Genomic DNA, 24,602 nt, shown 5'->3' on the forward strand with positions numbered 1-24,602 from the left:
ATAAATAATAATCCCCGATGTGTTGGGGATTATTATTTGCTCGCAGAAAACCCACGTATTTGTCGACTTTGTAAAAGAGGATTTTGCGGGGCGAAGTGCAGCCAACCTGAGGCATCGCTCAGCCTCAAATGTTCCAACTTGGAAACGTATAAAAAGCGTGCTATTATGTTTCCAAGTTGGAACAGGGAGTGAGCCATGCACGTTGTATCAAAGGGACCATTTGATGAAGCAGCACAGAAGTTTCCAAACGATGCTAAAGCGCTAAATGATGTCTACAGAGCGTTCAAGCGAGGAAATTTTAGTGATCCAGATGAGATGAGGGAGGTTTTTCCCAGTCTGGATAGGATGAAGTACAGAGATAAGTGGTGGGTAGTTGATGTAGGCGGCAATAACCTCAGGTTAATGTTCTTCGCTGACTTTGAATACGGGCGGTTGTTCATCAAATCAATATCCACCCACGCTGAATACGATAAGTTAGTGAAGAAATATCGGGAGAACCCAGCATGATTAGCGAAGCAATCAAAGCCTCACAACAGTTGGTTAGCATTGTACCTCTTTTAGGAGGCAGCACGTCTAAGGCTGACTATAAAGAAGCCGTTGAGCTTGCTGAGTACCTTGTAGAATTTGATCCAAGCAATCCGCTCATTGAGATGTTAACGGCCAAAATCGATCGTTATGAAAATGAGTCGCCCGATTTTGCTGAATTTAACGCTTTGCTGGCGGCCACGCCTCCGGGCGTTTCCATGTTACGCGTTTTAATGGATCAGTACGGACTCACGCAGAGCGATTTTGAGAACGAAATTGGCCAACGCTCATTAGTCAGTCGCATTTTGAATGGCGACAGGAATTTAACGGTGGAGCACATGAAAGCGCTGGCAAAACGCTTCAATCTGCCTGTTTCGATATTCGTCAACGAAGACTAAAAAATGCCCCTGCTTCTTAGCGGGGGTTTTTATTGGCGAGCAAATTAAAGGGGGTAGCTAATTCGTAAAGCTACTCTGCTCTTATAAGGCAAAAATCAACTTTACCGCCCTTAACCGTTAAAAATCAATTTATCGGCTACAGCCGTTAAAATCATTAAAATGATGGCGAAAGCGTGGCGAAAAATCGTTTTTAGTTCCTTTTTTTGATAAAAATCCGTGTCTCACATCTGATTACATAATTCTTTATTCGCGCCCTATTCTCTCTTTGTGACGAACCTGCCATTTTGTGAATTCCGTTATCCTTACCAAAAGAACAAGAACACATGACAGACAATTATGTTGCTCAAGGGGCCAGTGGACACGGCCTGGCAACGGTTGCCGAGAATGGAGTCGTACTGGATAGTTGGTTTGCCGAAACAACCTTGCAGTCGGTGACAGAAATTTCAGAAACACGTTATCTTTCCGCCAGTGAAGCACAAACACAATTCCAATTAGCAACGCCGGACCACGATGCTATGCGTCGGGTGCGAAGCATTACCATTCACACCACCATTGCTGATTTACGTCAGCCACCCCGCGACCTGCATGACCTGTATCTGCGCCTGCACTTGCTCAGCCAGCGTAAGATCAAGCCGTGGCAGGCCAACCTCGCCGGTTTTACTGAATTGCTGATCGACGTGGCTTGGACCTCTCACGGACCGTGCCTGCCGGAACAGCTGAAAGAGTTGCAGAAAGTCAGCAGAAACACGCCGGGCAGGCCGACGGTGTATAGCGTTTTCAGGCTGCCGCGCATGGTCGATTATGTGCCAGCCACCGACGTCTACCTGCTCGATCCCAACAAAATCCTGCTCGGGGCTTACCTCGCACCGGGCACTTTTGTCTCCTCGGCGGGGTTCTGCAACATGAACTCCGGCACCCTCGGGCCTTGCATGGTCGAGGGGCGTATTAGCCTTGGCGCAACCATTCAGGGCGGCTCGCACATCGGCGGCGGCGCCTCGATTATGGGCAGCACCTCGGGCGGTGGGAAGCACGTGGTGTCGATTGGTGCGAACTGCCTGCTGGGCGCTAACTCAGGGGTAGGCATCTCGCTGGGAAATAACTGCGCGGTGGAAGCCGGCCTGTATATTACCGCCGGTCTGCCGGTGACCAAACCCGACGGCAGCAAGGTGAAAGCCATCACGCTGTCCGGCCTGCCAAACCTGCTGTTCCGCAGAAGCGCGACCACGGGGACGGTTGAAGTGGTGGATCGCCCCGGAGAGCAAAACTTGTTATTGCCGACATTGCATCGCTCGGGCAACAACCCGACCTATGTTCCGGATGACGTTTGGCAGTAAATTACTGAGCGTTTAGAAGCAAAAACGCCCGCGGGTATCACAACCTGCGGGCGTTTTTATTCGGCCAAACTGTTTATTCAGACTCTGAGTTCAGCGCGTTCAACACCGGCGCGACGGTGAAGAATGACCCGCAGACCACGATCACATCGCCTTCTTCAACATCACGTTTAGCGGCTTCCCAGCCCGCCAAAATATCGGCGAATTTTTGCGCCTGCGGTAAATATTGCGCGACATCTTCCGGCTTGGTGCTTCTCGGCCCGGCCTGCACTCCACAGCAATACCATTTATCAGATAAACTTTTTAAATGGCCGACAGTACCTTTAATATCTTTATTAATAAGCATGCCGATAACAAAACGATAATTTCCCTTAATTGGGAACTTGCGTAATCTTTCCGCTAAATAAGCCGCCGCGTGCGGGTTGTGCGCAACATCTAAAATAGTGGTTGGGTTATTACCAATAATTTGGAAGCGGCCCGGCAAATTGGCGTGAAGAATAACCTCTTGCAACGCAGCAGGGGTGAAACTTAATCCGCTGGCGCGCAGAGCGGCAATCGCGGTCGCCACGTTTTCCAGCGGCATTTTAGGAATGGCTAAGTCAGCCAGCTCGCCTGAGCTATCGCTGAATGACCATTTATTTTCTTCTACGTCGAGTTGCCAATTGGCGTCGCGCTGATGGGTCACCGCGCCAATTTTCTGGGCATAGGCCAGCAGCGAAGCGGGCGCGCTCGCCTGCCCAATGATGGCAGGTTTACCGGCGCGGAAAATACCGGCTTTGATCTCGCCAATGGCCTCGGTGTCTTTGCCCAGCCAGTCTTCGTGGTCCAGCGCAACGTTGGTTATCACCGAAATATCTGGCTCGATGATATTGGTGGCATCATCGCGCCCGCCCATGCCGACTTCAATAATCGCCACATCCACCTGCGCCTGCTTCATCAGCCAGAATGCACCCAACGTGTTGAATTCAAAAGGGGTCAGCGTGGTGTCCTGACGGGCATGGTTGATGGCAACAAAGGCGGCTACGTGCTCGCTACCGGCCAGTTCTTTACCCTGAATACGCACGGTTTCAGTGTAATTAATCATGTGAGGCGAGCTAAACACCCCGACTTTATAGCCGGAAAGTTGCAGTGTTTTTTCCAGCGTATGGCAGGTGGTGCCTTTACCATTGGTGCCACCCACCAAAAAGATAAATGGCGCTGGTTTTAATACATCTAAAGTATTAGCCACCGCTTTAATTCTATTAAGACTCATATCTATAACTTGCGAGTGGAGACTATCAATATAGGACAGCCAGTCATGCAAATCGGAAGTTGCCTGTGGAACACCGACTTTTTCACTCATGTTATATTTTCCTCGGATAAGTAATCTTCAATTTTTATATTTTATAAATTCTGTAGAGCAGAAAGTTTATACAACATGTACTCCTGCCCAACAACATGAGTGAAATGTTTTCTCACAATGAAAAAACGCGCCCGCTGGTTTCCCCACGGGCGCGCTAATAAATTTCACATTTCGGCTTTTTCTCGCCATTTGGCGAAAAAAAATCACGGCTGTTGCAGAGATTTCACCTTGGCTGCATAGCTCTTACGCAGCTTTTGCAATTTCGGTGGGATCACCGCCAGGCAGTAGCCATTGCGCTGGCCCGCGCCGTCCCAGTAGTTCTGGTGGTAATCTTCGGCGACATAGACTTCACCCAGAGGCTCGATGGTGGTGACCACCGGCTGGCTGTTGTCAGCCTGAGCGCGCTGGATTGCGGCCTCGGCTTCGGCCTGCTGGTGCTGGTCTGCCGGGAATAAAACCGAGCGATACTGCGTGCCGACGTCGTTACCCTGACGGTTCAACTGGGTCGGATCATGAGTCACGAAATGGATATCCAGCAGGTCACCGTAGCTCAGTTTCTCTGGGTCAAAGCCAACGCGAATGGCTTCTGCATGACCCGTCGCGCCGCTGCATACTTGCTCGTAAGTTGGGTTTGGTCGGCGGCCACCGGTGTAGACACTCTCAACCGATTCGACACCAATCACGTCTTTGAAAACGGCTTCGGTACACCAGAAACACCCACCACCGAAGACGGCATATTCGATTGTCATACAGACTCCTTCACATTGGGATACGACCTCTTATGTCATAAGACTAGTCGCTCAGCGTTCATAAAGGAATAACAACAGAAAAAGGGCGGAATGGCTGCGCGAAAAGTGCCGCGAGCTATACCCTAATTCCTCGCCAAATAAGCCACACCCTTCTTATGGATAATAACAGAGTAAAATATCAGGAAAATACTGATATTAATCGGCCGTTGCCCGTGCGATGAATGACATATATTTACACATATTCGCCGCTGATTGATTTGCCCTGTTTTTCGTGGCAACATCGCTGCAATTAATATATATGGAATTCATGATGAAAGACGTAATTGAAGGTTTTTTAAGATTCCAAAAAGACGCATTCCCACAGCGTTCTAAGCTTTTCAAAAAGCTCGCATCTAATCAAAACCCTAAGACCCTTTTTATATCCTGCTCCGACAGCCGTTTAGTGCCGGAATTAGTCACCCAGCGTGAGCCGGGCGAGCTGTTTGTTATTCGTAACGCAGGTAACATCGTGCCACCTTTTGGGCCGGAACCTGGCGGCGTGTCAGCCACCGTTGAGTACGCCGTGATGGCGCTCGGCATTCGCGATATCGTGGTTTGTGGTCACTCAGACTGTGGCGCGATGACCGCCGTGGCGAACTGCTCTTGCCTCGACCACATGCCTGCCGTAGCCCACTGGCTGCGCTATGCGGATGCGGCGAAAGCCATTAACGACTCCGCCGGGCATGAAACCTCCGAAGCGCGCGTTAACGGCATGGTGCATGAAAACGTTATTGCCCAGTTGGGGAATCTGCGCACCCACCCTTGCGTGGCGCTGGCATTAGCCAAAGGCCAAATGAATCTGCATGGCTGGGTTTATGATATCGAGTCAGGCTCGATTGAAGCGTTCGACAGCAAGACCAAGACCTTTATCTCGCTGTCTGACAACCCTGAAGCGACGGCGACCTAATACGCCGTTTAATAAGTCATCCTGCAGGATGACTTATTAATTCAGTAGGTTCAACCGAGGGAGTTATTTATTAACTCCCTTGCGTAGAAATCAGGAATTTGGCTATGAATAATGGCTGAAACGGTTTCTACCACGTTATATTCCACCGTCACAATCTCGGCTGAAATATCCCCCTCCTGCCAAGTACAAATCATATAGGTTGCCAAAGGTTCCCCCGGTTTAATTCGCCCCGTGGCTCCGGTATTGCCCATCAATAAGCTTTTGCCCTGCTCCGTCGCGAGTTGCCGAACGTAGGCGTGATGCGTATGCCCCATCAGCATGCCGTCGGTATGATTGGCCGCGCACATCTCGGCCAGCGCGCTGGGGCTATGATCTTCATAGATATATTCATGAATGGCGTTAGCACTGGCATGCACCAACAGCAGGCTTTTTGCCTTATCGCCTTCGCCCAGCACCACTCGGCGCTTAAAAGGTAGATCGCGCAGGTAGGCCATATTTTCGGCACTAATCGTCGCTTTACTCAGCGCGATAGCTTCTACTCGCGCGTCTCGCTCCTCCGGCGGATGTTTTGCCATTGGCGTCACCGGGCGGTCAAAAGCCACGCGGTCATCATGATTGCCCATCACCGTGGGAATTTGGCGCTGGCGAACCAGCTCAATCACCTCGTTCGGCCAAGGGGCGAAATCTACCAAGTCGCCAAGGCAGTAAATCTCGGTGATTTGTCGCGCATCAATGTCTTCCAGCACGGCCTTTAACGCCGGCAAGTTGGCGTGAACATCACTAAATACGGCAATTTGCCTGATCATTTTTTGTTTCCATTTTCCTCAAACTATCGCAATACGATGCGATCGCAGGCTGTTAACTTCAATCATCAGGATCGTTAGAATAATTAGGTAAAAACTAATTATCAGGAGGAATGCCGTGGAGCTGAGACATTTACGCTACTTTATGGCGGTGGCCGACACCCTGCATTTCGCCGCAGCGGCTGAAAATCTGGATATCGCGGCACCCACGCTGTCGGTGCAAATCAAGCAGCTGGAAGAGATGGTCGGCACGCCGCTGTTCGTGCGCACAAAACGCGCTGTTCATCTGACGCAAGCTGGGGAATTATTTCGCCACGATGCTGCCGCCACTTTGCTGCAGGCACAGCGCACGCTGGACACCGGGCTGCGCGCCGCGCGAGGTGAAATCGGTCAGGTGGCACTGGGCTACGTCGGTTCGGCGCTGTGGTCAGGCTTGCTCGGCCAGTTAGTATGTGAATACAAGCAGCAGCGGCCGCAAATCGCGCTGCTGACCTCCGAGAGGCCGATGGTGTCGCTGCCGCAGGATTTACTCGACGGCTCGCTGGACGTGGCGCTGGTCCGTGGCCCGACGCCGCTGCCGGACGGCCTGCAAATGCGCGCCCTCCAGCGAGACAATTTCTGCCTCGCGCTGCCCGCCTCTCACCCGCTGGCGGACGCTGCCGAGCCCATTGCGCCTCAGCAGCTGGTGGGAGAAGCCTTCGTGATGGCCGAACAGACCTCAGGAATGCACGAAGTGGCGCGGCGCGGCGGCTTTTCGATTCGCCAGCAACATCCGTCGGGCGGCTTGGTGGACGTGCTGGCGCAGGTGGCATTTAACGTCGGCATCGCCGTGATCCCGGCCAGCCTCTCGCGGGTGATCTCCTTGCCGGGCGTGGTCTACCGGTCGATTCAGCCGCCGGAGATCCCCTCGGGCATTGTGATGCTGTTCCGCCAGTGGGAAAGAACCCCGGCGATTGTGAATTTCATTAGCTTTGCCGAGTCGATGCAGTTTGATGACGCCCTGATTGAGCCGCAGGGCCACCCGATAAAACCTTAATTCGCTATCAAGACAGAGAGAATTGCCATGCCCATTACCGCGTTGAACCGTCTGGCCGATTTCCCTGCCGAGCAGTGGGACGCCATGGTGCCCGCCGGTCAGCCCTTCCAGCGTCACGCCTTTCTTTCTGCTTTGGAAGAGAGTGGTAGCATCACGCCACGCGCGGGCTGGCAGACTGAGCACCTGCTGTGGATGGAGGGCGAAAACTGTCTGGCGGCCATTCCCGGCTACCGCAAAATGCACTCCGCCGGAGAATATGTTTTCGATCAGGGATGGGCGGAAGCCAGCGAGCGCGCGGGAATTCGCTATTATCCCAAATGGCTCGGTGCGGTGCCTTTTAGCCCGGTGACCGGCGCCCGCCTGCTGGGCGAGCCTGCCGCCGCCGCGCAGCTGCTCGACCATTTGCCAGATTACTTGGCCCAACAGCAGCTCTCCGGCGCGCATATCAACTTTACCGATGCGGGCAATCACACGCTGTTTGCAGGTCGCAGCGAATGGCTACAGCGCACCGGATTGCAGTATCACTGGCACAATCGCGGCTACCGCGATTTTCAGGATTTCCTCGACACGCTGGCTTCGCGCAAACGCAAACAGATGCGCAAGGAGCGCGAACTGGTGGCGGCTCAGGGCTTTGAATTTGAGTGGCTGCAAGGCGCGCAGGTTACTGAAGCGCAGTGGGATTTCGTCTACACCTGCTATGCCAACACCTATCTGGTGCGCGGCCGTGCGCCTTATTTGACGCGGGAATTCTTCAGCCTGCTGGCCGAACGTATGCCGCAAAACCTGCGATTGGTGCTCACCACCCTCGGCGGGCAGCCGGTGGCAATGGCCTTTAGTCTGGTGGACGGCGATACCTTTTATGGCCGCTACTGGGGCTGTCTGGCAGAGTTCGACCGGCTGCATTTCGAAACCTGTTTCTATCAGGGGATGGACTACGCGATTGCCAAGGGGCTGGCGCGGTTTGACGCCGGGGCGCAGGGCGAACACAAGTTGCTGCGCGGCTTTGAGCCGGTGATAACCCATTCGTGGCACCATTTACGCCACGGCGGGTTGCAGGCTGCGGTGGAGAATTTCTTGCAAGAGGAGCGCGCGGCGGTGTTGCAGTGGGAAGAGGAAGCGCGTCAGGCTCTGCCTTATCGCAAAGCCTGACGTGTAGAGTTCAAACCCAATATTAATCGGTGCCGACAAAGCCCCCGGTCTGATGCTGCCACAGGCGGGCATACAGGCCGTTGTGGACCAGCAGCTCGGCGTGGGTGCCGGCTTCGACAATTTTGCCTTTCTCCAGCACCACCAGACGGTCCATTTTGACGATGGTCGACAGGCGGTGAGCAATGGCGATCACCGTTTTGCCCTGCATCAGATCTTCGAAACTTTCCTGAATCGCCGCCTCGACCTCGGAATCCAGCGCCGAGGTGGCTTCATCCAGAATCAGAATCGGCGCGTTTTTCAGCAGCACGCGGGCAATGGCAATACGCTGGCGCTGGCCGCCGGAGAGCTTCACGCCGCGTTCGCCGACGTGGGCATCCAGCCCTGAACGGCCCTGCGGGTCATACAGCTCGGGGATAAACTCATCGGCGCGGGCGCGGTGAATCGCCTGCCAAATCTCCTCATCCGTGGCGTCCGGGCGACCATACAGCAGGTTGTCGCGAATTGAGCGATGCAGCAGCGAGGTGTCCTGAGTGATCATGCCGATTTGCGCCCGTAAGCTCTCCTGCGTGACCTGCGAAATATCCTGCTGGTCGATAGAAATCCGCCCGCCATCAATGTCATACAGGCGCAGCAGCAGGTTCACCAGCGTCGATTTACCGGCACCCGACGGCCCAATCAGACCAATCTTCTCGCCCGGACGAATATTCAGATTCAGCCCGCCAATCACCTGACGCTCTTTGCCGTAGTTGAAATTCACCTGATCGAAACGAATCTCTCCGCTGTGAACGTCCAGCTGTTTTGCGTCCGGCTTATCACTCACTTTGATCGGCTGGGCGATGGTCTTCAGCCCGTCCTGAACCATACCGATATTTTCGAAAATGCCGTTCACCACCCACATGATCCAGCTGGACATGTTAACGATGCGGATCACCAGCCCGGTCGCCAGCGCGATAGCCCCAACGCTAATCAGCGACTGGGTCCACAGCCACACCGCCAGACCCGTAGTGCCGACAATCAGCAGGCCGTTCATGGTGGTGATCGCCACGTCCATGCTGGTCACCACGCGGCTGGCCATCTGAGTTTTGTGGGTCTGCTCAGTAATGGCATCGCGGGCGTATTGCTGCTCGAGGTCGGTATGGGCAAACAGCTTGAGCGTGGTGATATTGGTGTAGCCGTCGACAATACAGCCCATCAGTTTGGAACGCGCCTCGGAAGACTCCACCGAGCGAGCCTTCACGCGCGGCACGAAATAGTAGAGGCAGGCGATATAGCCCAGAATCCACAGAACCAGCGGGATCATCAGCCGCCAGTCGGCTTCGGCAAACAGCACCAAGGCGCTGGCCGCGTAAATCAGCACATGCCAGATGGCGTCCACCGCCTGCACCGCCGAGTCACGCAACGAGTTACCGGTTTGCATAATGCGTTGCGCGATGCGCCCGGCAAAATCGTTCTGGAAGAAGTTCAGACTCTGGCGCAGCACGTAGTTGTGGTTTTGCCAACGGATCATGCTGGTCATGCCCGGACTGATCGTCTGATGCACCAGCAGGTCATGTAGCCCGAAGAATACCGGACGCAAGATCAGCGCCACCACCGCCATCCACAGCAGCTCAGGCCCGTGCAAACTGAAAAACTGCGCCGGAGGAGTGCTGTTGGTTAAATCGATAATACGGCTGAGATAGCTGAACAGCGCGACTTCGATTAATGACGCCACCAGCCCGACCACCAGCAGCGCGGCGAACATCGGCCAAACCTGACGCAAATAATAGAGATAAAAAGCGCCCACTTTGTCAGGAGGCGAGTCCGCAGGCGCTTTGCGGAAGATATCAATAATTCGTTCAAAACGGCGGTACAACATAGAGAACCTCTAAAGTTATTTAGTCAGAGCTGTCCTGCCCTGATATTTCGCCGGTGAATTGGCAGTGGTGACGTGCAACAAGCTATAAGCGTAGACCCTTTTCGGCGGCCTTTTCGTTTGACCTTTATACGATAGCTTTTATGATGAAAGTTACATTTTGAGCGCAACGAGAGGGATTTATGTCAGTAAAGTTAATCGCAGTGGATATGGACGGCACGTTTCTCGATGATGATAAAAAATACAACAAAACGCGTTTTTTGTCGCAATATGCCCAATTAAAACAGTTGGGTATTAAATTTGTCGTCGCCAGCGGTAACCAATATTTCCAGCTTAAATCCTTCTTCCCTGAAATAGCCTCTGAGATTGCCTTCGTCGCCGAAAACGGCGCTTACATCGTGAATGAAGGGCAAGACGTGTCAGTGGCGGAAATCCCCGCCGAGTCGGTGGAGAAAATCCTCAATTTCCTGCATGAAATCCCCGGCGTGCGCACGGTAATTTGCGGCAAGAATAGTGCCTATATTCACGCTTCGCGCCCGGAAGATTTCTACCAGAAGATGAAACGTTTTTACCATCACCTGATTCAAATCGACAGCACCAGCGAAATCAACGACACCATTTTCAAATTCGCCCTGAATATTTCCGACGAGCATCTGGCGGAGTTAATGTCCTCCATCGACCGCGAGCTGGGCCATATCGTCACCCCAGTTTCCAGCGGCCACGGCTCTGCCGACCTGATCATCCCCGGCCGCCATAAAGCCAACGGACTGCGCATTTTGCAGGAGCTGTGGGGCATTGACGACAGCGAAGTCGTCACCTTCGGCGACGGCGGCAATGACATCGAAATGCTGCAACAGGCCGGGTTTGGCTTCTCAATGTCGAATGCCATGGCTTCCGCAACCGCCGCCGCCAATTACGTCGCCGGGTCGAACAATGAGGAAGGGGTGTTGGATGTGATTGATAAGATTATCAAACACGAGAAGCCTTTTAGCTGATTGATTCTGCTCCTCTCCTTTTCAGTGGGAGGAGCAGTTTTAAGTTTATCTCGACACCTTCCCGCGCAGCGGCACGTCCTTCATCATCAACGCCAGCCCGAACCCAACAATCATTACCGCCGCGGCGATGTGGTACACCGAGTGGATCGCCGAGCCAAAGGCTTGGAAATAGTCCTCGCGGATGGTCGGCGGCAGCTCGTGCACGGCCTTTGCTCCTAATGCGCGGGGCAACTGGGTGCCAGAGGGGATCAGCGCTTCTAACTTGTTTTGCAGCACGTGGGTGAAGACCGCACCAAACCCGGCGACGCCAATCGAGCCGCCAATCGAGCGGAAAAGCGTGGTGCTCGAGGTCGCAACACCAATCATCTTCAGCTCAACGCTGTTCTGCGCAGCGAGGATCAACACCTGCATCACCATCCCGATCCCCAGACCCACCATCGCCATATAGAGATAGAGCGTATACAGCGGCGCGTCGAGCTTCATCGAACCCAGTAGCATCATGCCTATAAAGGCCAGCAAGGTGCCGACCGGCGGGAAAATGCGGTACTTGCCGGTCTTACTGATAATCCGCCCGCTAAGAATCGAACTAAAAATAATCCCGCCCATCAGCGGCAGCATCTGCATCCCCGCTTCGGACGGCGTCGAGTCTTTCACCACCTGCAAATAGAGCGGCAGGAAAGTCACCGAGCCGAACAGCGCCATACCAATGATGAAGCTAATCAAGCAGCTCAGCATAAAGGTGCGCTGGCGGAATAAATGCAGCGGGATGATAGGTTCAATCGCCAGCCGCTCTTCGTAAATAAAGCCGCCCACCGAGACTAACCCGAAGGCCAAAATGCACCACAGCTGGCCGTCGGACCATGACAGCACGGTGCCGCCTTCGCTGGTAAACAGGATGATGCAGGTCAACGCGGTCGCCAAATACGCCGCGCCAATGTAGTCAATCTCATGCTTAACGCGCTCTACCCGCGACTGGAATGCCGCACCGATGATAAGCAACGCCACAATGCCCAACGGCAGGTTGATGTAGAAAATCCAGCGCCAGCTGAAGTGCTCCACCAAGAAGCCGCCGAGAAGCGGGCCGATCACCGTCGCCAGCCCAAATATTGCCCCGAAGAAGCCCTGATATTTGCCGCGTTCGGCAGGAGAAACAATGTCCCCCACTGCCGCCATCGCCACCACCATCAGGCCGCCGCCGCCCAAGCCTTGCAGGGCGCGCATCAGGATGAGTTCGGTCATGTTTTGCGCCAAACCACAGAGCGCCGAGCCGACCAAAAACACAATGATCGCCGTTTGCAGCACGATTTTGCGGCCAAACAGGTCACCAAATTTGCCGTACAGCGGCACCACTATGGTCGATGCCAGCAGGTAAGCCGTGACCACCCAAGACAAGTCGGACAGACCGCCCAGCTCGCCGACAATGGTGGGCAGCGCGGTAGAAACGATAGTCTGGTCTAACGCCGCCAGCAGCATCGCCATCATCAGCGCGAAAAAGACAATGCGGAAAGAGGGCTGGCTCTGCGCCACCGGGGCTTTCTCTGCTTGTCCGTCACCGATCAGGCTGGATTGATTCTCTAGTGTCATAAAAGGAGTCTGACTTGTAATTAATTAACTGGATAATTAATATAAGAGGAACTCAATCATCTGGTCAATGGATCAAAGTGAATATATCGGCGTCAAAAAGTGGTAAAACGTCTTAATCAGAATCCACCTACACCTCTCAGGGAAAGTCATGACAGAGAAACAACCGCGTCGCCCGGGCCGACCGGCAGGCACCAGCAAAAGCGCTGATAAGCGCGACCTTTTGCTGGATACCGCCCTGAAAATGTTTGCCCAGCAAGGCATTGCCGAAACCCCACTGAGCGCCATTGCTCGCGAGGCTGGCGTCACCTCGGCCATGCTGCATTACTACTTCAACACTCGCGAACAGTTGCTAGACGTGCTGATCGACGAGCGTTTTCTGCCTGCGCGTGCCTCGGTGGGTAGTCTTTTTGAAGCACACCCGAATGACCCTGTGGCAGCCATCACCGCGCTGGCCCAGCGTTTTATCGACATTTCCGTCAAGCACTCTTGGTTTGCGCCGCTGTGGATACGCGAAGTGCTCAGCGAGAGCGGTCTGTTGAAAGAGCGGATGGATGCGCGCTTTGGCGACAATGAGAAAAAAGCGGTTCACCAGTGCATGTTGGGCTGGCAAAAGCAGGGTTATCTGAACCCAGACATTGAGCCGGAGCTGGTCTTTCTCTCCCTGTTTGGCCTGACGCTGCTGCCGATCGCCGCCATGCAAAACCACCGTATCGCGGGGAAAACCAAGCTGACGGCCGAGGATTTATCCCGTCACGTGGCAGCCTTATTACTTCGTGGCATTGCACCCCAAAATAAGGAATAAACGCAGCATTTTATAGACGTAATACCTTCATTTTTAACTTTTTTACGACACAAAAAATGCCAGATAAGAGAGTAGAGTGTTTGGTCTGGTTGTTAAAAATTTGAAGGATGAACGTTAAGAAAATGAAGGGAATGCCGCCGATTATTCTCGCTTTACTCGCCAGCTCGCTGGTTCTCACCATCGGGCGTGGCATCACGCTACCCTTCATCACCATTTATCTTACCGAGCATTATCATCTGCTGCCCAAAAGCGTCGGCGCGATAATGGGTGCCAGTCTGGCGCTGGGCATCCTCAGCAGCCTGTACGGCGGCTATCTGGTGGATAAATTTAACCACCGAACGCTGATCGCCGCCTCGATAAGCTTCTTCTCGCTAAGCTTTTTCCTGCTGCCTATCCTGCCTTCCATCACCGGCGTATTGGTGGTGCTGGCGCTGCTCAACTCCTCCTATGCGCTGCTGAGCATCACCATAAAAGCCTGTATTGCCAGTTGGTTACCCGTGGATAAGCGGGTGAAAGCCTTTTCGATGAACTACACGCTGATTAACGTCGGCTGGGCAGTCGGCTCTTCCCTTGGCGTATGGCTGGCAGGCTTTAGCCCCATGCTGCCGTTTTTGATCTCCGGCGGATTAGCGATGGTCACGGTGATCACTCTAAGCTGGGGCATTCGCAATATTCCTAATCGCCCGGCACAGGCGGAAATCGAACAAAAGCCGCTACCGAAGCCGAATTTGCGCCAGACCCTCAGCATTTTAGCCCACGACCGCCGCCTGATTTACTTCACCCTTGGCAGCACGCTGGGGTCGATTGTCTTCGGCCAGTTCACCGGCTACCTGTCGCAATACCTGATTTTGACCTCTGACGCCGTGTTCGCCTATAAGGTGATTGGCGCGGTGATGATCACCAACGCCTTGATTGTCATCGTGTTTCAGTATGCCCTCAGTAGCCGCATGCGACAGGCCACCCTGCTCAGATGGCTGTTCCTCGGCACGGTATTTTTCATGATTGGACTGGCAGGATTTATGCTGGCTGGGCCTTCGGTACTGATTTGGGTGATCGCGATGGCGATCTTCAGCTTCGGTGAGCTAATCGTCATTCCGGCGGAATATATGTTCATCGACTTTATTGCGCCAGACAATATGAAAGGCAGTTATTACGGCATGCAAAACCTGAGCAACCTCGGCGGGGCCATCAACCCCGTCCTCTGTGGTTTTCTGCTCAGTTACACCGCCCCGCCGGTGATGTTTATCGTCCTCATCGCCGCCGCCGCCGCCGGCCTGCTGTTCTTCTGGCTGGGGCATAGATTGGCGGTGCGGGCTGTTTGACAGCACGGTCAATAGCGCGTAATTTCACCAGCGTAGCTAGCCGCTGGTTCTTCTCCCATCTTAGTCATGGTGCTCAGTTCCCCGGCATAAAGCGCAAGGTTAAAGGCCCCGCTGTCATGAAAGTGATAGCGGGGTTTTCTTTTATATGGGCTTAGCTGATATGGCTGTCAATTTAATAAAGCCCCGCTGCCCGTTGTTTTAGCTGCTCCATGGCGTCGATGTAGGGCAGCGGGCCATGGCTGATGCGGCTCACGCCGAGCTGGTGGAGGGACTCTAGTGCTGGCGTGGTCGAGGTGATCATAATGTTCACCGGCAGAAGTGAAAATTCACATAAATCAGCGATCAGCGCCTGCTGGCTCAGGCCCGGAACAAAATAGCCGTTGGCCCCGGCGGCTTGGTAGGCCAAAAGTCGCTGTTTGGCTTCGGCGATCAATGCGCTATGGGTCGATTCTGACGCGGCTTGCAGGAAGATATCGGTTCTGGCGTTGATAAACAGCGCCGTGCCGTGTTTATCTGCCACTTCGCGCAATGCGGTGATTCTCCGACACTGTTCTTCTATGTCCACCAGCCCCGATTGGGTGATGCGCTGATCTTCAAAATTAACGCCAACCACTCCGGCGTCCAGCAATGCAGCGAGATTACGCTGGATGTTTTCCAACGAGGTGCCATAACCTGTTTCGAAATCAACGGTGACGGGTAAATTGACCGACGCGACAATGCGTTTAACGGTATAAAGCAGGGCCGAAAATGGCATCTGTTCGCCATCGGCATAGCCCTGCGCGGCGGCACAAGACCAGCTACCGGTGGCAATGGCCTGCGCACCGGCTTCAGCCACGGCGCGCGCACTGCCCGCATCCCAGACATTATAAAGTACCAGCGGATTTTGTTTTTTGTGCAATGAGCCAAAGTGTGCTGCTTTATCACTGTTATTCATGGATTATTCCTTTTCTTATGGTTTTATCAGCATTCTTTTTTCATGTTCGATCAGCCAGCGTTTGCGCCACACCCCGCCGCCATAACCGGTCAGAGAGCCGTCAGCGCCAATGACCCGATGACAGGGGATCAGCAGCGATATCTGGTTCTCTCCATTGGCTCGCGCGACCGCCCTTGAGGCAGAGCCACGGCCAATTTCGCGGGCAATAGAGGAATAACTTCTCAGCTCACCCAGAGGGATCGCGCGCAGCGCATCCCAAACCTGACGGCTAAATAGCGAGCCAAACTGGGCCAGTGGCGTGGTGAAGTGCCCGCAGCGGCCGCTGAAATAGGCATTCAATTCCTGTTCCAGCAGTTCTATAACCGGCGAGCGCGCCATGATGATTTGCGACCCCGACTTCTCTTTCAGCCGCTGAATCTCGTTAGGCAGTGCCTTGCGATCGACAAACTCCAGCAGGTGCAAAGCCTGCGCATCCGCAATTGCCAACAGAGTGCCAATCGGCGTATCAATCCACTCCGCTTTTAAAAACGGCAGGGTTTTCGCCTCGCGCGGCGCAATGCCAATGAGCCGGGTGATCGCCGTGCGAAAACCACTTCCCGACTCATAATTAGCTTCTAACTGCGCATCAATCACCTGATTCCCCGAGGTCAAATGGTCGACGCCTTTGCCCAAACGCCGCAGACGGGCCATTTCAAGAAAGGTAATGCCGAACTGGCGTTTGAATGCGCGCCTGACGGTTGAAGGGTCAACCTGCATAGCGACGAAATCCTCTTCGCTCCACCTTTTATCTGGCTCACTCTCCAGTGCCGCCAACAGCTTCAATACCAAGGGATCTTTTTCGCCGCCAAGGGAGAGCGGGCAGCAGCGTTTGCAGGGGCGAAAACCGGCCTCCATCGCGGCGACAATGGAAGGATAGAAGGTTGAATTTTCACGTTTTGGCTTACGCGCCGGGCAGGTCAGACGGCAAAAAATGCCGGTGCTTTTCACCCCGACAAACGCAAAGCCGTTGTAGGCTGGGTCTCGGGCAATCAGGGCGTCATACAGCACATCATCACTGGGTAGGTCGAAAAGCATGATTGAGCTCGCGCGATGGGAACAATGATTCTCAGGGTAGAGGAAGTTTCGAGGCCGTAGCGCCAAATTTCGGGCGTCTATTTTTCTTTTTGTCAGATCAAAAAAGCCCAGAGATACCTCCGGGCCTTTCATCCATTACTCCTCTTTCAACCCACGATTTATCAGCATTGGCTCAATAGATGGAGCTTTGCCGCGCCAGGTTTCATAGAGTTTTTCGAGATCTTCGCTGTTGCCGCGAGACAGGATTTGGTCACGGAACTTCTGCCCGTTTTCACGGGTCAGCCCGCCCTGCTCTTCGATACCCGCGAAGGCGTCATCAGCCAGCATTTCGGTCCACAGATAGGCGTAATAACCCGCCGCGTATCCATTGCCCCAGATATGTTGGAAGTAGCTGGAACGATAGCGCGGTGGCACGTAGGCCAGATCGATATTATCTTTCTTCAGCGAGGCCGCTTCGAACTTGTCCACGTCCTGCTCGGGCTCATTGGCGCTCAGGCTGTGCCAGTGCATATCAAGCAGCGCAGCGGCCAGCAGCTCGGTCATATCGTAGCCTTTGTTGAACTTGCTGGCCTTCTCGATTTTGTCACGCAGCGCCTGCGGCATGGCTTCGCCGGTCTGGTAATTTTTGGCGAAATGGGAGAAGACTTTCGGGTCACTCGCCCAGTGCTCGTTGAACTGCGATGGGAATTCAACGAAGTCACGCGGCGTCGCGGTGCCGGAGAGACTCGGGTACTGCTGGTCGGCAAACAGGCCGTGCAATGCGTGGCCGAACTCGTGGAACATGGTGATCACGTCGTCCCATGACAGCAGCGCGGGCTTGCCCTCTGCCGGCTTTTGGAAGTTCGCGACGTTATAAATCACCGGCTTGGTGCCCAGCAGCTTGGACTGATCGACGAAGTTGCTCATCCACGCGCCGCCGCCTTTGTTATCTCGCTGGTAGTAATCGGCGTAGAACAGTGCCATGGACTGGCCGTCTTTGTCGAACACCTCGAACACCCGCACGTCCGGGTTATAAACCGGCAGGTCGTGGCGCTCTTTGAAGGTCACCCCGTAGAGCAGGTTCGCGGCATAAAACACGCCGTTTTCCAGCACATTGTTCAGCTCGAAATAGGGTTTGATCTGCGCGTCGTCAAGGTCATATTTCTCTTTACGCACCTGCTCGGAATAGTGCTGCCAGTCCCACGCCGCCAGCTTGAAGCCGCCCTTTTGCTTATCAATCAGAGCCTGAATGTCCTGCGCTTCTCGCTCAGCGCGGGCAGTGGCCGCCGGGACGATTTTATGCATGAAATCGAGCGCGGCCTGCGGCGTTTTCGCCATCTGGTTTTGCAATTTCCAAGCAGCATAAGAAGGGAAACCCAGGATCTGCGCCTGCTCGGCGCGGACCTTCGCCAGCTTGGAAATCAGCTGGCGCGTGTCGTTAGCATCGCCGTGTTCAGCACGATTTATCGAAGCCTCATACAGGGCTTTGCGCGTGTCGCGGTCTTCCAGTGGCTGAAGCAACGGCTGCTGGGTGGTGTTCTGCAACACCAGCAGCCACGCGTCGGTCATCTTGCGGTCTTTTGCCGCTTGAGACGCGGCGGAAAGCTCGGCTTCACTCAGACCGGCCAACTGTTTTTGGTCTTTCACCGTCAGCCCGCCCGCCTTGCTGGCCGCCAGCAGCTTATTGGTGAATTGGGTGCTGAGCGTCGCCGCCTGCTGGTTCAAGGCTTTGAGTTTTTCTTTGTCGGCATCAGACAGGTTGGCACCCGCCAGCTCGAAATCTTTATAAGTGACTTCAATCAGACGCTGGGATTCAGCATCTAATTTTAAGGAATTACGCTGCTCATAAACCGTTTTCAGGCGGTCAAACAGCTTGCTGTTGAGATGAATGCTGTCGGACATGGCGGCCAGTTTTGGCGAAGTATCTTCGTCAATTTTCTGCAAGCCGTCGGTGGTGTTCGACGAGGTCATCGCATCAAACACGCTCAACACGCGGGTCAGTAGCACGCCGGACTTCTCCAGCGCCACGTAGGTGTTCTCAAAGGTTGGCGCAGCCGAGTCGTTGGCGATTTTATCGACCTCAGCCAGCTTCTGCTTAATACCTTCGGCAATCGCCGGGGCGTAATCACTCTCTTTATATTTATCGAACTGCGGAGCCTGATAAATCAACGGGCTACGTTCAAAGAAAGGGTTTACCGTTTGTTCGGGACTGTTCATGACATTTTCCTGCTTTGAAGTCGCCGTGGAAGGGGTCTCCGCCACTACCGCGTACGAGCTGCATGCCAAACTGATAGCCAAGAAGAGGTTTGAAAGACGCATTAAAGGGTTCCTTTGCCTAATTTCCGTTAAGTCCTTGAGCATAGTAACAGCTCGCTGAATCAGCAAAATCGTGATGAGATTATTGTGAATTCTGCTGCTCATAGGTTATAACACCTGTAAATAATCACAGGTAATCCTCATGATCAAAAATCAGATCTTCATTCAGAAACGCATCAGCCAGTTGCAGTTTACCGGCGAAATTTTAGAGGAGTGTCGCTTCCTGCAATGCCGTTTCGACGGCGCAGACCTCAGCGATACCGCCTTCCTCAATTGCAGTTTTTATGATGATGAGAACCAGAAAGGCTGCTCTTTCCAGAACGCCCAGATGAAAGATGCCAGCTTTAAACACTGTGATTTGACCATGGCGGATTTCAAATATATTCAGGCGTTAGGGCTGGAAATGCGCGAATGCAAAGCGACCGGCGCAGACTTTGCCGGGGCGAATTTCATGAACATGATCACCACCCGCAGCTGGTTTTGCAGCGCCTTTCTCACCAAGAACAACTTCAGCTACACCAATTTCAGCAAAGTGGTACTGGAGAAGTGCGAACTGTGGGAAAACCGCTGGACCGGCGCCAATCTGCGCGGCGCGAATCTCAGCGGCTCCGACCTTTCCGGCGGCGAATTCACCGAATTCAGCTGGAATGATGTCAACGTCACCCACTGCGACCTGACCAACTCAGACCTCGGCGAACTCAACCTGCGCACGGTGGATCTCGACGGCGCAAAAATCGACGACTGGCAGCAAAGCCACCTGCTGGAGAAGCTCGGGGTGATTGTGATTCATTCTAAGTAGGGGTTGGGGTGAAGCTATTCAGCCTAAAAGTGCGTTTCCTCCCCCTCTGTCATCTGAACCCTCAGCAGATATGCTATAACAGCCGTTCGCTGTGATAACGAAATTAACCCCATGAAAGATAATAGTATTTACTCCCCTCAAACGTCGATTCCTGAGAAGTCTCGGGTGCTCGGTTGGTCTGATTTATTCTCGCTGTGGTTCTCGCTCGGTATGGGCCTGATGGTATTGCAAGCGGGTGCGATTCTGGCGCCGGGGCTGGGTCTGGCGGGATCGCTGGCGGCCATTGTGCTGGGAAGTGCAGTGGGCGTGGCGCTGCTGGCACTGGTCGGCGTGATTGGCGGGCAGACCGGGCTGTCGTCGATGGCTTCTCTGCGGCTGACTCTCGGCAAGCGCGGCGTTGCCCTGCCCGTGCTGTTTAACCTGATACAGCTGATCGGCTGGGGCGCGTTTGAAATCGTGGTGATGCGCGATGCGGCAAGCCTGCTGGCCCAGCGAGCTTGGGGAAGCGGCACGCCTTGGGCGAATCCGACCCTGTGGACCTTTATTTTTGGCGCGGTGGCGACACTGCTGGCGGCCAGTGGCCCTCTGGCGTTTATTCGCGTGGTGCTGCGCCGCTGGGGTATCTGGCTGCTGATGGCAAGCTGCGCGTGGCTGACGGTTTATCTGTTCCAGCACGCTGACCTCGCCACACTGTGGCACAAAGCCGGAGACGGCTCGATGCCGTTCGCGCTGGCCTGCGATATCGTGGTGTCGATGGCCTTTTCGTGGCTGCCGCTGGTGTCGGATTACACCCGCTTTGGCAAATCGGCGCGGCAGAACTTCTGGGGAACTGCCTGTGGGTATTTCCTTGGCAGCTGCTGGATGATGTCGCTCGGCGTGGCCTACACGCTGGCTTTCGTTACCAATTCGACTGACGCCAATGCCCTTCTGTTGGCCCTTTCGGGCGTCGCCTTGGGCATTCCTTTATTGCTGATTTTGGTCGACGAACATGAAAATGCCTTCGCGGATATTCACTCGGCGGCGGTGTCCGCTGGCACCTCGCTGCCTATTGGCATCGGCAAACTGACGCTGGGAATTGGCCTGCTGTGTACGCTGATTGCCTGGAGCGTGCCGCTGACCCAGTATGAGAACTTCCTGCTGCTGATTGGCTCGGTGTTTGCGCCACTGTTTGGCGTGGTGCTGACCCATCACTTCATTTTACGCCGCCATACTCAGCACGACCTGAATATGCGCTCGCTTGCAGCTTGGGTAATAGGTATTGCGGTGTATCACCTGATGGCGAATTTCCTGCCAAACGTCGGGGCTACGCTGCCGTCACTGTTCATCGCTGCACTGGTTTGCTGGGGGCTGGGGCGTAAAGCGTAAGCATAAAAAAAACCGCCCCTAAAGGCGGTTTTCATTACTCAGAATAGAACGTAACTTACAGCGCGATATCGGCTGGTTGTTTCTGTTCTTTCTTCTCGGTGTTGCCCTGTGGAGCCGGAGCAGCTTCTGCCGCCGGTGCCTGCTCAGCAGGTTGCGCTGCTGGCGTTGGGTTGTCGAGTTGCAGAACGCGGCTGGTGTAGCCCAGTTCTTTCTCGGTTGCTTCCACGTTGCCGTTCAGTTGGGTACCGTATGAAGGAATAATCTGCTTCAGTTTGGTCTGCCATTCTGGGGTAGCAACTTTATCTTTAAACACGGTTTCCATCAGGTGCAGCATGATTGGAGCCGCAGTCGATGCGCCCGGAGATGCGCCTAACAGTGCCGCGATGCTGCCATCTTTAGAGCTAACCACTTCGGTGCCCAGACGCAGTACGCCGCCTTCTTTAGGGTCTTTCTTGATGATCTGCACACGTTGGCCCGCAGTCCACAGTCTCCAGTCTTCTTTCTTCGCGCCTGGGAAGTACTCTTTCAGCGCTTCATAACGGTCGTTGTCGCTCAACATAACTTGGCTAATCAGGTATTTAACCAGGTCGAAGTTGTCGATGCCGACATCAGTCATTGGGCCGATGTTAGAGAAGTTCACGGAACCGAACAGATCCCACAGAGAACCGTTTTTCAGGAACTTGCTGGAGAAGGTCGCGAATGGCCCGAACAGCAGAACACGTTTGCCGTTGAACACGCGAGTATCCAAGTGTGGAACGGACATCGGAGGCGCGCCAACAGAGGCTTTGCCATACACTTTCGCCAAGTGACGGTTTACGATTTCTGGGTTTTCAGTCACCAAGAATTGACCGCCAACCGGGAAACCGCCGTAGTTGTCAGCTTCTGGAATACCGGATTTTTGCAGCAAGGTCAGAGACGCACCGCCCGCACCGATAAACACGAATTTCGCCTTCACAACGCTCTCTTTGCCGTTGTTTTTCAAGTCAGCAACGGTCACGTTCCAGCTGTTGTCTGGGTTACGTTTGATGTCGCGAACTTCGTGGCCAAGGCTCAGAGAGAAGTTTTGATTTTTTTGCAGCGATGCCACTAACTGGTGAGTGATTTCACCGAAGTTAACGTCAGTACCAATTGGAATGCGGGTCGCAGCAATTTTCTGGTTCGGGTCACGACCTTCCATGACCAGCGGGATCCACTCTTTAATTTTGGTTGGATCCTGAGAGTATTCCATGCCGCGGAACAGGGTGCTTTTTTGCAGAGCCAAGTAGCGTTTGTGCAGGAAGTCGACGTTCTCGTCACCCCATACAAAGCTCATGTGCGGCACGCTGTTGATGAATGAACGTGGGTTGTGCAGCACGCCATTCTCAACTTGATAAGACCAGAACTGGCGGGAAATCTGGAAACCTTCGTTGACTTCGACTGCCTTGGAGATATCGATTGAACCGTCAGCTTTTTCCGGCGTGTAGTTCATCTCAGCCAATGCCGAGTGGCCCGTACCGGCGTTGTTCCAGCCGTTAGAACTCTCTTCAGCAACGCCATCAAGACGCTCGACCATGTTGATCGACCAGTTTGGCTCAAGTTCCTGGAGGTAAGTACCCAGAGTGGCACTCATGATTCCTCCGCCGATCAGTAACACATCGACGGACTTTTCTTCTTCTGCTGCAAACGCGCGCGGGGTTAGCGCCATAGCGTTAAGGCAGAGGATCATGACGAGTAACTTTCTCATGACGTCTGTATCTCTTAAGTTTAGTTTTGTCTTTCAGGTGAAAAATGCCCAGATTTCATTGTAGTCGGTGAAATCAATAACCTGATGCGTGCAGAGATAAGCGATTATCCCTGACAGAATGAAAGGGTTTTATTTACTGCGGAATGTGTTAACAAATTAAACACACATTGTTGTTGCTAGATATTCCAAATATCGACCTTTCGCAACCAATGTAACATTAACGCTACGTCAGCTAAAAATAACTTTAATTATTAAACTAATTCAGTAAAGTAGTTTCTTAGGGAAATTAATAAGTTAGTTTCAACTCAGCGCGCTCAACAATATTTGCCCGCGCAAAGCCATTTGGTCGGCAGGATTATGCCCAATTAACATGTAGTTAAAACCTTTGGCGCGCCAATAAATAACATTCATACCCCGGCGGATTTCACTTTGCTGGGCGGTGTCGCCGCGCTGGGATGAGCGAGTGATGCACAGGGCCATCGGGCCGTGGGTGGCGTCGAGATAGGTTATCTGCGCAATGTTGTACTGGTCATAGTTGAGCAGGCGGGCGTTTTTCAGCGTCGCGCCCTGTAGAACAAGGCTGGCGGGAGTCAGGCTGGTGCCCAGCGCGGTGTTCACTCGCTGCAATTCTTGCTGCTGCTGTTCTGGGGATTCATGGATATCAGCCAGCGTGTCGGCTGAATAGAGCGACATATATTCTGCAACCAGATTGCGCCAGCCGAGGTCTTGCTCTGGCTGGGCAAAAGGCACGGCGTAGCGCCCGACGGCAATGCCAACTGCAAGGAAACTCACCGCGGCGGCCAGCAGATGGCGGCGGCTAACGCCCTGTTTCTGCGCTGCTTTTGGCGCTATTGCCGGGTCTGGAATGGCATCCAGCCGGGCCTGCAAGCGACTCAACGGGGCTTCAGACAGCAAAGGCTCGTAGGCTTCGTGGAAAGGCAGATTGCTGTAAGAGAGCTGATTGAGGCGATCGGCCAACGCCTCGTCGCTCTGTAATCGCTGGGCAAACTGTTCACGCTGGGCGTCACTCAACTGATTGTCGAGCCAAGCCACCAGCACTTCATCAGGGAAAGGGATCGGCAGACGTTCTTGCGTCATTTTTTCTCTCCCTGTTGTGGTTGGAAAGGCGTCACGGCGGATTTCGCCAAGGTTTGTCTGGCAGTCGCCAGCCGACTCATGATGGTCCCCACCGGCACGGCCAGCGTGTTGGCGGCTTCTTGATAGGTAAAACCTTCGACATAAACCAGAAACACCGCGTTTCGCTGGGCTTCGGGTAAGCCGCCGACCTGCTGCATCACCTGCAATTGCCAGCGGCGGCTCTCAAAATCACCCGATTCATGCGAAGTGCTCACTTCATCAATATCCACAAATCCCTGTCCCTGACGAACCTGCTGCGCCCTGAGTTCATTGATCCAAATCGAATGCAAAATCGAAAATAACCAGCGATCGATGCGCGTGCCCTCTTCGAACTGCGCGCTGCGCTCAAGCGCCCGCACGCAGGTCGATTGCACTAAATCATCAGCCACATCGCGTTTTCGCGACAACACCATGCCGTAACGCCAAAGACGCGCCAGACAG

At 53.9% G+C, this 24,602-nt stretch carries 22 protein-coding genes; 11 read left to right on the plus strand and 11 right to left on the minus strand.

Going from position 1 to position 24,602, the window contains the following annotated elements; genetic code table 11:
* Positions 1–195: 195 nt before the first annotated feature.
* From GEAM_RS17485 to GEAM_RS17495, 3 genes are all read left to right on the plus strand, one after another.
* Positions 196–507, plus strand: a complete 312-nt coding sequence (locus GEAM_RS17485; protein WP_034793981.1) for a type II toxin-antitoxin system HigB family toxin — start codon at positions 196–198, stop codon at positions 505–507.
* Positions 504–923, plus strand: a complete 420-nt coding sequence (locus GEAM_RS17490; protein ID WP_034793985.1) for a helix-turn-helix domain-containing protein — start codon at positions 504–506, stop codon at positions 921–923. The genes GEAM_RS17485 and GEAM_RS17490 overlap by 4 nt, the downstream gene beginning before the upstream one ends.
* A gap of 323 nt (positions 924–1,246) precedes the next feature.
* Complete coding sequence (locus tag GEAM_RS17495) at positions 1,247–2,257, plus strand: DapH/DapD/GlmU-related protein (RefSeq protein WP_072009921.1); 1,011 nt, start codon at positions 1,247–1,249, stop codon at positions 2,255–2,257.
* Between the two features lie 73 nt (positions 2,258–2,330).
* Here GEAM_RS17495 and folC read toward each other — a convergent pair whose 3' ends face one another.
* On the minus strand, positions 2,331–3,596 hold the full coding sequence (folC, locus tag GEAM_RS17500; RefSeq protein ID WP_034793989.1) for a bifunctional tetrahydrofolate synthase/dihydrofolate synthase: 1,266 nt from the start codon (positions 3,594–3,596) through the stop codon (positions 2,331–2,333).
* A gap of 203 nt (positions 3,597–3,799) precedes the next feature.
* A complete protein-coding gene (gene msrA / locus GEAM_RS17505) occupies positions 3,800–4,345 on the minus strand; it encodes a peptide-methionine (S)-S-oxide reductase MsrA (protein ID WP_034793991.1) in 546 nt (181 codons plus the stop codon).
* 310 nt (positions 4,346–4,655) lie between these two features.
* Here msrA and GEAM_RS17510 point away from each other — a divergent pair, with 310 nt between their 5' ends.
* Positions 4,656–5,291 (plus strand): carbonic anhydrase, encoded by a 636-nt coding sequence (locus tag GEAM_RS17510; RefSeq protein WP_034793993.1) that lies wholly within the window; start codon positions 4,656–4,658, stop codon positions 5,289–5,291.
* 50 nt (positions 5,292–5,341) lie between these two features.
* On the opposite strand, the gene GEAM_RS17515 is transcribed toward GEAM_RS17510, so the two are convergent.
* Positions 5,342–6,097, minus strand: a complete 756-nt coding sequence (locus GEAM_RS17515) for a metallophosphoesterase family protein (protein ID WP_034793994.1) — start codon at positions 6,095–6,097, stop codon at positions 5,342–5,344.
* Between the two features lie 115 nt (positions 6,098–6,212).
* Between GEAM_RS17515 and GEAM_RS17520 the strand changes: the two genes are divergently transcribed.
* Both GEAM_RS17520 and GEAM_RS17525 read left to right on the plus strand, forming a co-directional pair.
* Positions 6,213–7,130 (plus strand): LysR substrate-binding domain-containing protein, encoded by a 918-nt coding sequence (locus GEAM_RS17520; protein ID WP_034793996.1) that lies wholly within the window; start codon positions 6,213–6,215, stop codon positions 7,128–7,130.
* A gap of 27 nt (positions 7,131–7,157) precedes the next feature.
* The gene (locus GEAM_RS17525) at positions 7,158–8,279 is read left to right on the plus strand and encodes a GNAT family N-acetyltransferase (RefSeq protein ID WP_034793997.1); all 1,122 of its coding nucleotides are present in this window, start codon (positions 7,158–7,160) and stop codon (positions 8,277–8,279) included.
* Positions 8,280–8,301: 22 nt separating this feature from the next.
* Here GEAM_RS17525 and GEAM_RS17530 read toward each other — a convergent pair whose 3' ends face one another.
* Entirely contained in the window at positions 8,302–10,134 is a 1,833-nt protein-coding gene (locus tag GEAM_RS17530) for an ABC transporter ATP-binding protein (RefSeq protein WP_034793998.1), read from the minus strand.
* Positions 10,135–10,313: 179 nt separating this feature from the next.
* Here GEAM_RS17530 and GEAM_RS17535 point away from each other — a divergent pair, with 179 nt between their 5' ends.
* Positions 10,314–11,126 (plus strand): Cof-type HAD-IIB family hydrolase, encoded by an 813-nt coding sequence (locus GEAM_RS17535; RefSeq protein WP_034793999.1) that lies wholly within the window; start codon positions 10,314–10,316, stop codon positions 11,124–11,126.
* A 45-nt stretch (positions 11,127–11,171) separates the two neighbouring features.
* On the opposite strand, the gene GEAM_RS17540 is transcribed toward GEAM_RS17535, so the two are convergent.
* Positions 11,172–12,710 carry an MDR family MFS transporter gene (locus GEAM_RS17540; RefSeq protein WP_051899564.1) on the minus strand — a complete coding sequence of 513 codons (1,539 nt, stop codon included), beginning with the start codon at positions 12,708–12,710 and terminating at the stop codon, positions 11,172–11,174.
* 148 nt (positions 12,711–12,858) lie between these two features.
* Here GEAM_RS17540 and GEAM_RS17545 point away from each other — a divergent pair, with 148 nt between their 5' ends.
* Entirely contained in the window at positions 12,859–13,512 is a 654-nt protein-coding gene (locus GEAM_RS17545) for a TetR/AcrR family transcriptional regulator (protein ID WP_034794000.1), read from the plus strand.
* Positions 13,513–13,634: 122 nt separating this feature from the next.
* The gene (locus GEAM_RS17550; protein WP_034794002.1) at positions 13,635–14,834 is read left to right on the plus strand and encodes an MFS transporter; all 1,200 of its coding nucleotides are present in this window, start codon (positions 13,635–13,637) and stop codon (positions 14,832–14,834) included.
* A gap of 172 nt (positions 14,835–15,006) precedes the next feature.
* Here GEAM_RS17550 and GEAM_RS17555 read toward each other — a convergent pair whose 3' ends face one another.
* The 3 genes from GEAM_RS17555 to dcp form a co-directional block, all read right to left on the minus strand.
* Complete coding sequence (locus tag GEAM_RS17555) at positions 15,007–15,768, minus strand: isocitrate lyase/PEP mutase family protein (protein ID WP_034794004.1); 762 nt, start codon at positions 15,766–15,768, stop codon at positions 15,007–15,009.
* Positions 15,769–15,783: 15 nt separating this feature from the next.
* On the minus strand, positions 15,784–16,842 hold the full coding sequence (locus GEAM_RS17560) for a bifunctional transcriptional activator/DNA repair enzyme AdaA (protein ID WP_034794006.1): 1,059 nt from the start codon (positions 16,840–16,842) through the stop codon (positions 15,784–15,786).
* Between the two features lie 135 nt (positions 16,843–16,977).
* The gene (gene dcp, locus GEAM_RS17565; protein ID WP_034794008.1) at positions 16,978–19,140 is read right to left on the minus strand and encodes a peptidyl-dipeptidase Dcp; all 2,163 of its coding nucleotides are present in this window, start codon (positions 19,138–19,140) and stop codon (positions 16,978–16,980) included.
* Positions 19,141–19,279: 139 nt separating this feature from the next.
* On the opposite strand from dcp, the gene GEAM_RS17570 reads away from it, so the two are divergent.
* Positions 19,280–19,936, plus strand: coding sequence for a Qnr family pentapeptide repeat protein (locus GEAM_RS17570; RefSeq protein WP_034794010.1), 657 nt, complete (start codon positions 19,280–19,282; stop codon positions 19,934–19,936).
* A gap of 111 nt (positions 19,937–20,047) precedes the next feature.
* Positions 20,048–21,301 (plus strand): putative hydroxymethylpyrimidine transporter CytX, encoded by a 1,254-nt coding sequence (gene cytX, locus GEAM_RS17575; protein WP_034794013.1) that lies wholly within the window; start codon positions 20,048–20,050, stop codon positions 21,299–21,301.
* A gap of 55 nt (positions 21,302–21,356) precedes the next feature.
* On the opposite strand, the gene mqo is transcribed toward cytX, so the two are convergent.
* From mqo to GEAM_RS17590, 3 genes are all read right to left on the minus strand, one after another.
* Positions 21,357–23,024 carry a malate dehydrogenase (quinone) gene (mqo, locus tag GEAM_RS17580; protein WP_034794015.1) on the minus strand — a complete coding sequence of 556 codons (1,668 nt, stop codon included), beginning with the start codon at positions 23,022–23,024 and terminating at the stop codon, positions 21,357–21,359.
* 300 nt (positions 23,025–23,324) lie between these two features.
* A complete protein-coding gene (locus tag GEAM_RS17585) occupies positions 23,325–24,122 on the minus strand; it encodes an anti-sigma factor family protein (protein ID WP_034794017.1) in 798 nt (265 codons plus the stop codon).
* The gene (locus GEAM_RS17590) at positions 24,119–24,574 is read right to left on the minus strand and encodes a sigma-70 family RNA polymerase sigma factor (RefSeq protein ID WP_034794021.1); all 456 of its coding nucleotides are present in this window, start codon (positions 24,572–24,574) and stop codon (positions 24,119–24,121) included. The genes GEAM_RS17585 and GEAM_RS17590 overlap by 4 nt, the downstream gene beginning before the upstream one ends.
* Positions 24,575–24,602: the final 28 nt, after the last annotated feature.

This window comes from Ewingella americana ATCC 33852 (assembly GCF_000735345.1).
Classification (GTDB): Bacteria; Pseudomonadota; Gammaproteobacteria; order Enterobacterales; family Enterobacteriaceae; genus Ewingella; species Ewingella americana.